Consider the following 8,540-nt stretch of genomic DNA (forward strand, 5'->3'; position numbering starts at 1 on the left):
CATGGATGGGCGAAGCCGTGCGCCAGGTCACGGAATCGACGTTCTTCAAGCGCTACGGCAGCCTCGACGAGCAGATCGCGCCGATCCTGTTCCTCGCGTCCGACGAAGCGAGCTACATCACCGGCACGGTGCTGCCGGTCGCGGGCGGCGATACGGGTTGAGCGGCGCGTCGTGACGCCGCTTGCAAGTGTTCAACGTGTTCATCGACTACCAACCGGCCGGCGCGAAGACGCCGGCCACGGAGACCTCCATGCGTGATCGCAAAGCCATCGTTCCGGCGGGAATGGAAGCGGTGTACGAGAAGATTGGGTACGCGCCCGGCCTGAAGGTCGGCGATACGCTGTACGTGTCCGGCCAGATCGGCCGCGATGCGGCGATGCAGCTCGTCGAAGACCGTGAAGCGCAGATCGTGCAGGCGTTTGAAAATTTGAAGCTTGTACTGGAAGCTGCCGGCGCATCGTTCAACGATGTGGTCGATCTGACGACCTTCCATACCGACATGCGCGACCTGCCGTTGTTCATGCGGGTTCGCGACCGCTACCTCGCTGCACACCCGAAGCCGGCGTGGACGGCGATCGGTGCGCACATGCTGGGCGGCGCGCCCGGCTATATCGTGGAAATCAAGGCGGTGGCGGTGCTCGCGGACTGACCCGCGGCGCCGGCCATCAGACTTTCAAAACGATAAGAGGATCGCCCCGCAGCAGCGGGCCGGTCCTGGAGACGCTTTCATGACCCATACTTCGGTTCGCTCGATTCCGGCGCTGATCGACGACGCGCCGCTGAGCGCGCTGCAAATCCGCGTACTCGCGCTGTGCGTGCTGATCGCGCTGCTCGACGGCTTCGACACGCAGGCGATCGCCTTTACCGGCCCTGCGATTCTCGCGTCGTTCCGGCTGCCGGCCGGCGCGCTCGCGCCGATCCTGACCGCCGGCATCGTCGGCATGACGATCGGCGCGATGACGCTCGGGCTCGTCGGCGACCGGATCGGCCGCCGGCCGGCGATCATGATCGGTCTTGCGCTGTTCGGCACCGCGACGCTGGCGACGTCGTGGGCCGGCGACCCGCGGCACATTCTCGCGCTGCGCTTCGTCGCGGGGCTCGGGATGGGCGGATGCACGCCAGTGCTGCTCGCGCTCGCGGCCGAGTACTGTCCGGCCCGCCTGCGCGGCGCGGTGATGACGGGCGTGCTGCTCGGGCTGCCCGCCGGCGCGATGCTCGGCGGTCTGCTCGCAGCACGCATGCTGCCGGTGATCGGCTGGTCCGGCATTTTCGTGGTGGGCGGCGCGGCGCCGCTCGCGGTGCTCGGCCTCGTCGCGCTACTGCTGCCGGAATCGCTGTTCTACCTGGCGTCGCGTGGCGACACGCGCGCACAGCAGCGGGTGCGTGCGACGCTGGCGAAGATCGTCGCGCAGCCGTTGCCGGCCGACGCGCGCCTGACCGTGCCCGATGAAGCGACGGCGAAGGCGAGCGTCGCGGCGCTGTTCCGCGACGGCTACGCGCGCAAGACGCTCGGCATCTGGGCCATCTACCTGCTGAACTGGATCGCATGGTTCATGCTGCTGTCGTGGCTGCCGACCGTGCTGAAGGCGGCCGGCCTGACCGCCCAGCAGGCGCCGGTCGGCACCGTGATCGTCAATGCGGTGTTCATCGTCTGCGCGATTCCGCTGTCGATCGTGCTGCCGCGCGTGAATACGCGCAACCTGCTCGGTGCGATGTTCGCGTTCGGCATTGCGATCGCGATCGGACTCGGCTACGCCGGCACGAACTGGGCGCTTGTGTTCGCGCTCGTCGGTGCGGCTGGGTTCGGCATCGGCGGGCAGCAGATCGCGCTGAACTACCTGATCGTCGGCGCGTATCCGACTGCGCTGCGCGCGACCGCGACCGGCTGGGCGATCGGGATGGGCCGCGCGGGCGCGATCGCCGGCTCGGCCGTCGGCGGGACCTTCCTGTCGTGGGGCGGGCCGTCCGGGTTCTTCCTCGCGCTGGCCGTGCCGCTGGCGGGCGCCGTGCTTGCCACGCTCAGTCTGCGCCTGGATCGGTCCGACGTCGAAGCCGCGCCGGCCATGCCGCACTGAGCGCGTGAATCGACGGGTCCGGCGCGGTCAGTTTCGCGCGGCCGGATCGTCGTGTTCCGACGACGGCGGCAAATACGCCATGCCTTCCTCGTCGTACAGGTCGTAGATCAGGCGCAGCATGCGCTCGATGTCCTCGGACGCATCGAGCCGGCGCATGCTCATGATGATCGGCGACACGAGCCGGGCGTCGTCGAGATCGTGATACGAGATGTCGTCGCGTTTCAGTCCGTTCACGCTTTTCGGCACGATCGACACGCCTTCGCCGGCTGCGACGAGCCCGAGCGCGACCTGCAACTCGCGCGTTTCGAGCACGCGCGCCGGCTTCAGCGCGCGATCGTGGAACGCGGACAGAACCTGGTCCGCATAGCTTGGGCGCGGCGTTTTCGGAAACACGATCAGCGTTTCGTCGAGCAGGTCGTGTAGCGACAGCGGTGTCGTCGTCGTGCACAGCCGGTGGCCGAGCGGTAGCGCCGCGATCATCGGTTCTTCCCGCAAGACCACGCGGCGCACACCCGGATCGATGAGACGGATGCGCCCGAAGCCGACGTCGATGCGGCCTTCCTTGAGCGCCTTGATCTGATCCATCGTCCACATTTCGTGCAGGCTCAGTTCGACCTCCGCATGCTGCTGGCGATAGCGGCGAATGACCTTCGGCAGCATCCCGTAGAGCGTCGAGCCGACGAAGCCGACCGACAGGCTGCGCTCGATCTTGCCGACGCGGCGCGTCATCGATTCGAGCTCGGCCGTCTGCGCGAGCAGTTGCGCCGCATGCTGATAAAAGAAGCGGCCCGTCTCGGTGAGTCTCAGCGGACGCGAATCGCGTTCGAACAGCACGATGCCGAGGATCTGCTCGAGCTGCTGGATCTGCCGGCTCAGCGGCGGCTGTGCGATGTGCAGCCGTTGTGCGGCGCGCGTGAAGCTGCGTTCTTCGGCGACCGCAACGAAATAGCGCAGATGGCGTAGTTCCATGTTCGTTGCCGTCGAGTGGAGAGGGGACGAAACTGAGCCCGGACACGACGGATCGAAGCCGTGTGAGCATAAGGGGATCCCTATTCTACGGCAGCTACGACGCGAGCACGGCCGGTATTTTCACGTAAATTGCTTCGGTTTGCAGATGGATTAAGGCCGCATGGCGGCGCTCGATGCATCAAACAAGGGCGTTCGCGCCAAGCATACCTGTCAGATATAAACCGATACCCATTCGGTGTTGGACTGACCAATTTGTGATCGCTACTATCGCCGCAAACAGGTTGCAAATCCGAACGGAATACTGCAACAAGGAGACGCCCCCAATACATTCCGCATTGGCTTGAAGCCTGCGGCGAGCCGAACGAGAGCAGACGAACGCTCGACGTGCATGGCGCGCCTGGTCTGGTCCAGCCACATTTTTCAGAAAAGACCCTGCATGACAGCCCGGCGTATATCGGCGGGTGTTGTACCGAATCAGCAAGCAGTTCGGCGGTTTAGGATGATTGATCAGTTACCCGTATTAACCAGAATACCCATATCAAGATTTGGAGACAGCATGAGATTTCAGCATCTCGTCGGCGGAGCTTTGCTCGGATTCGCGACGACCGGTTTTGCACAAAGCAGCGTGACGTTGTACGGCGTGCTCGATGTGGGCGTCGAATACGTGTCGCACGCGAACGCCCAGGGCAAGGGCATCGTGCGGATGCCGTCGATCACCGGCGAACTGCCGTCGCGCTGGGGGCTGCGCGGATCGGAGGATCTTGGCGGCGGCTACAAGGCCGTCTTCGCGCTCGAGAGCGGCTTCAATGTCGGCAGCGGCACGATGGGGCAGGGCGGACGTTTGTTCGGCCGGCAAAGCTGGGTGGGGATCGAAAGCCCGTACGGCACGCTGTCGTTCGGCCGTCAGTACACGATGACGTATTACGCGGTGCTCGATTCCGACCTGCTCGGCCCGAACATCTACGGACTGCCGTCGCTCGATGCATACATCCCGAACGGTCGCGCCGACAACGCCGTGGCATGGCGCGGCAAGTTCGGCGGCTTCACGGCCGGCGCGATGTATTCGTTCGGCCGCGATTCGGCCGGGACGGGAAACTCGCCGGGACAGGGTACCTGCGCGGGCCCGACGCCAGGCGAGACGACCGTGTGCCGGCTGTGGTCGGCGATGCTCAAATACGATTCGACTTCGTTCGGCGCGGCCGCGTCCTATGAAGAGCAGCGCGGTGGCGGCGCGACGGCCGCCGCGAACTTCTTCGACGGCGTCAAGCCGATGCCGCTGACGTCGAACGGCGACAAGGACGACCGTGCGCAGGTCAACGGTTACGTCAACGCGTTCGGCGTGAAGGTTGGCGGCGGCTGGATCGGCCGTTGGGTCGACACCGATTCGTCGGGCGGCCCGAACGTGCACTCGAACCTGTTCTATCTCACCGCGAACTACTACGTGACGCCCGCTTTCCTGATCGATGGCGGCGTTTATCACGTCAACGTGTCGGGCCAGGATGCGCGCGCGACGCTCGGCGCATTGCGCGGGACCTATTTCCTGTCGAAACAGACCGCCATCTATCTGCAAGGCGCCTACCTGGTCAATAGTGCGCACGCCGCGTTCACGATCAGCGCCGGCGGTGGCGGCACGACGCCCGCGCCGGGGCAGAACCAGGTTGGTGTGATGGCCGGCATCCGGCACATGTTCTGAGCGAAACGATTGCAAATCCCGAGGTATTCGTACCTTTCGAAAAGCGATCCGTTTGGGATCGAGCGACGCGAGGAACTGGATCGCACCTTCCATTTGTGTCGTTTTCAGCTGGCGGACGAGTTCTTCCGTGTAGCTCGGATAGGGATACGACTGGAAGTCGATCCGCTTCGAACCCCCGTTCGCGTGCCGGATTGCATTATCGCCGAGATAACGCCCCTGGTCGGCCGCTTGCGGCGCGAGCACGCGTGCGAGCAGTTGCGATGCGTGGGGCGTATAGCGGTTCGGGCCTTCTTTCGGCAGCAGTTTTGCCGCCTCCTGCGGATCGGCGCGCGTCCACACTTGCGCGTTGACGATCGCATCGACAACTTTCTGCGACCACGCCGCGCGTTGCGTCAGGTCCTGCTCGTGCATGAAGATCACGCAGCATGCGTGGTTGCGTCACACGTCTCCGGTAAAGCGGAGAATCTTGCCGACGTTCAGTTGCTCGGCCGCCGCATTGAACGGCTCGGCGACGATACATCCCACGATCTTTTTCGAGGCCAGCGAGGGCGGCATGTCGGAAGGCGCGATCACGACCAGGTTGACTTCCTTCGGCCCTGGCAGACCGGAATGCTTGAGCACGGGGGCAAGACCCTGCGCGCGCAGAATGTCTTGGAGCACGACGTTATGCACCGAGTACCAGAACGGCGCCGCAACCGTCTCGCCGCGGAGGTCAGCCACGGTGTTCACGTCGGGCGAAACCGTCAATGCCGATTCATTTTGCAATAGATGCGCTTCGCATTGAACGGCACCTGTCCTGCAGCAATGCGTTCATTGCGCAGCGAGCCCCACACCCGGCGACAGCCATGGCTGGGCAAATTGCCGATGACTCGGCGGATTTTTTCGACTACGCTCGCATGGTCGGTCTGCCGAGATTGACGGCCATCGCGCCACGTCGCCGGACGCGACAGTCGTGCCGATACGTTCGAGCGCGACACGCCGAGAACTTCACAAACCAGTTTCACTGGTCGTCCTCCGGCAGCGAGGGTGGACCATACATTTTTTGCTCGGCCATACTCGACTGCTTCGCGGAGAATCTCATTCTCCATGGTCTTCTTGCTGAGCATCCGCTGCAACTCGCAAATCTGCTTGAGTGCATCGGCCAGCTCCGATGCCGGGACCACTTCCTCGCCAGCCTTGACCGCCGACAGGCTCCCGTCCTGGTACAGCTTGCGCCAGTGGAACAGCAGGTTCGGGTTCACGCCGCGCTGGCGCGCGGCGGCGAAAGGCGGCGTCAATGCGCTGACGGCGGCGCTCACGATGGAATACGCGGAGCACAACATCCGGGTCGTGGCCACCGCGCCGGGCGGCACCAGCGCACCGCCGCGCCGCGTGCCGCGCAATGCAGCCGGCGACAGCGAACAGGAACAGGCATGGATGGGCGAAGCCGTGCACCAGGTCACGGATTCGACGTTCTTCAAGCGCTACGGCAGCCTCGACGAACAGATTGCGCCGATCCTGTTCCTCGCGTCCGACGACGCGAGCTACATCACCGGCACGGTGCTGCCGGTTGCAGGCGGCGATACGGGTTGAGCGGCGCGTCGTGACGCTGCTTGCACGTGTTCAACGTGTTCATCGACAACCCACCGGCCGGCGCGAAGACGCCGGCCACGGAGACCCCCATGCGTGATCGCAAAGCCATCGTTCCGGCGGGAATGGAAGCGGTGTACGAAAAGATCGGCTACGCGCCCGGCCTGAAGGTCGGCGATACGCAGATCGGCCGCGATGCGGCGATGCAGCTCGTCGAAGACCGTGAAGCGCAGATCGTGCAGGCGTTTGAAAATTTGAAGCTTGTGCTGGAGGCTGCCGGCGCATCGTTCAACGACATGGTCGACCTGACGACTTTCCATACCGACATGCGCGACCTGCCGTTGTTCATGCGGGTTCGCGACAGCTACCTCGACGCCCACCCGAAGCCGGCGTGGACGGCGATCGGTACGCACATGCTGGGCGGCGCGCCCGGCTATATCGTCGAGATCAAGGCGGTGGCCGTGTTGGCGGTGTGATTCGCGTTGACGGGATGTTTACGCGATGTGCCGCAGTCTATGCATCGATTTGACTTTTCACGAGATGAAATAGGGTGAGAGACTCTTCGATGCACAGTGGCTGCGGGAGGAAGGGATGGTTGCAAATGCCGGCTTTCAGGTCGGACTGTTTCTGGTCGTACTGATTGCGCTCGTCAAGCCGCTCGGGCTTTATATGGCGCGCGTGGCCGATGGCGACGCGCCGTTGCTGTCGGCAATCGGGCGACCCGTCGAGCGCTGGATCTACCGGGCCGCCGGCGTCGATCCGAAGGCCGAAATGAGCTGGAAGACCTACGCGTTCGCACTGCTGCTGTTCAGTGCGGTCGGCGCGCTCTTCCTGTATGTGCTGCAGCGCGTGCAACCGTGGTTGCCGCTCAATCCGCAGGGGCTGCCGGCCGTGGCACCGGATTCCGCGTTCAATACGGCGGTGAGTTTCGCGACGAACACCAGCTGGCAGGGCTACGCGGGCGAAACGACGTTGAGCTACCTGAGCCAGATGCTCGGCATCACGGTGCAGAGCTTTCTCTCCGCGGCCAGCGGCATGGCCGTGATGTTTGCGTTGATGCGAGGCATTGCGCGGCGCGGCTCGGCGACGGTCGGCAACCTGTGGGTCGACCTCACGCGTGCGACGCTCTACGTCCTGTTGCCGCTGTCCGCGGTGTTCGCGATCGCATTCATGGCGCAGGGCGTCATCCAGAATTTCACCGCGTATCGCGACGTGGACACGGTGCAGGCCGTGACGTGGCAGCAGCCGACGCTGGACGCGCAGGGCCAGCCGGTGCACGACGCCGCCGGCAACGTCGTGCAGCAATCGATGCGCTCGCAACGACAGCACCTGCCGCTGGGCCCCGTCGCGTCGCAGGAATCGATCAAGCTGCTGAGCGGCGACGGCGGCGGCTTCTTCAACGCGAATTCCGCGCATCCGTACGAAAACCCCACGCCGTTGACCAATTTCCTGCAGATGATCGCGATCCTGCTGATACCGGCCGCGCTCTGCTACACGTTCGGTGTCGCCGTCGGCGACCGGCGGCAGGGATGGGCGCTGCTGGCCGCGATGACCGCGATGTTCGTCGCCGCGGCCATGATCACGATTCATGCGGAGCAGCAGGGCTTCGGGCCGCTCGCCGTGCCGCATGACGGGGCCGCGGCCCTGTCGATCGAGCGCGGCGGCAACCTGGAAGGCAAGGAGACGCGGTTCGGCGTCGTGTCGTCGGCGCTCTATGCGACCGTGACGACGAGCAGCGGCGACGGCGCGGTCGACGCGATGCACGATTCGTTCACGCCGGTGGGCGGTCTCGTGCTGATGGCATTGATGCAGACGGGCGAAGTCGTGTTCGGCGGGCCCGGCTCCGGCCTCGTCAGCATGATCGTCGTCGCGATCCTGGCCGTGTTCATCTCCGGGCTGATGATCGGCCGTGCGCCGGAATATCTCGGCAAGAAGATCGATGCGTACGAGATGAAGATGGTGGCCATCGCGATTCTCGCGACGCCGCTGCTGGTGCTGGTCGGCACCGCGATTTCCGTCGTCACGCCGGCCGGGATCGCCGGGATCGGCAACCCGGGCCCGCATGGGCTCAGCGAAATCCTGTATGCGTTTTCTTCGGCCGCCAACAACAACGGCAGCGCGTTCGCGGGCCTGTCGGCCAACACGCCGTACTACAACGGGATGCTGGCGATCGCCATGTGGTTCGGCCGCTTCGCGGTGATCGTGCCGGTGCTCGCGATCGCGGGGTCGCTCGC

The 8,540-nt window shown here is 64.8% G+C and carries 7 protein-coding genes and 3 pseudogenes; 7 read left to right on the forward strand and 3 right to left on the reverse strand.

Translation table 11 applies throughout. From position 1 onward, the window contains the following. The 3 genes from JYJ84_RS21635 to JYJ84_RS21645 all read left to right on the forward strand — a co-directional run. Positions 1–161 (forward strand): SDR family oxidoreductase (locus tag JYJ84_RS21635; RefSeq protein ID WP_205189446.1); only part of this gene is annotated, 161 nt, incomplete at its 5' end. A gap of 89 nt (positions 162–250) precedes the next feature. Next, complete coding sequence (locus JYJ84_RS21640) at positions 251–649, forward strand: RidA family protein (protein WP_175220780.1); 399 nt, start codon at positions 251–253, stop codon at positions 647–649. A gap of 79 nt (positions 650–728) precedes the next feature. Further along, positions 729–2,075, forward strand: a complete 1,347-nt coding sequence (locus tag JYJ84_RS21645) for an MFS transporter (protein ID WP_122950600.1) — start codon at positions 729–731, stop codon at positions 2,073–2,075. A 27-nt stretch (positions 2,076–2,102) separates the two neighbouring features. Here the strand turns inward: JYJ84_RS21645 and JYJ84_RS21650 are convergent, their stop codons facing one another. Beyond that, entirely contained in the window at positions 2,103–3,044 is a 942-nt protein-coding gene (locus JYJ84_RS21650; RefSeq protein ID WP_122950601.1) for a LysR family transcriptional regulator, read from the reverse strand. 556 nt (positions 3,045–3,600) lie between these two features. Here JYJ84_RS21650 and JYJ84_RS21655 point away from each other — a divergent pair. Beyond that, complete coding sequence (locus JYJ84_RS21655) at positions 3,601–4,737, forward strand: porin (protein WP_122950602.1); 1,137 nt, start codon at positions 3,601–3,603, stop codon at positions 4,735–4,737. Positions 4,738–4,779: 42 nt separating this feature from the next. On the opposite strand, the pseudogene JYJ84_RS21660 reads toward JYJ84_RS21655, so the two are convergent. Both JYJ84_RS21660 and JYJ84_RS21665 read right to left on the reverse strand, forming a co-directional pair. After that, positions 4,780–5,496, reverse strand: a pseudogene (locus JYJ84_RS21660) (ABC transporter substrate-binding protein); the annotation flags it as partial. After that, a pseudogene (locus JYJ84_RS21665) lies at positions 5,484–5,993 on the reverse strand (transposase); the annotation flags it as partial. The pseudogenes JYJ84_RS21660 and JYJ84_RS21665, both read right to left, overlap by 13 nt. On the opposite strand from JYJ84_RS21665, the pseudogene JYJ84_RS21670 reads away from it, so the two are divergent. The 3 genes and pseudogenes from JYJ84_RS21670 to kdpA form a co-directional block, all read left to right on the forward strand. Next, positions 5,992–6,309, forward strand: a pseudogene (locus tag JYJ84_RS21670) (SDR family oxidoreductase); the annotation flags it as partial. The pseudogenes JYJ84_RS21665 and JYJ84_RS21670 sit on opposite strands and share 2 nt — an antisense overlap. Before the next feature lie 89 nt (positions 6,310–6,398). Further along, positions 6,399–6,782 carry a RidA family protein gene (locus JYJ84_RS21675; RefSeq protein ID WP_175220778.1) on the forward strand — a complete coding sequence of 128 codons (384 nt, stop codon included), beginning with the start codon at positions 6,399–6,401 and terminating at the stop codon, positions 6,780–6,782. Positions 6,783–6,897: 115 nt separating this feature from the next. Further along, positions 6,898–8,540 (forward strand): potassium-transporting ATPase subunit KdpA (gene kdpA, locus JYJ84_RS21680; protein WP_205189445.1); only part of this gene is annotated, 1,643 nt, incomplete at its 3' end.

The organism is Burkholderia sp. LMG 13014, from assembly GCF_905232215.1.
Taxonomy (GTDB): domain Bacteria; phylum Pseudomonadota; class Gammaproteobacteria; order Burkholderiales; family Burkholderiaceae; genus Burkholderia.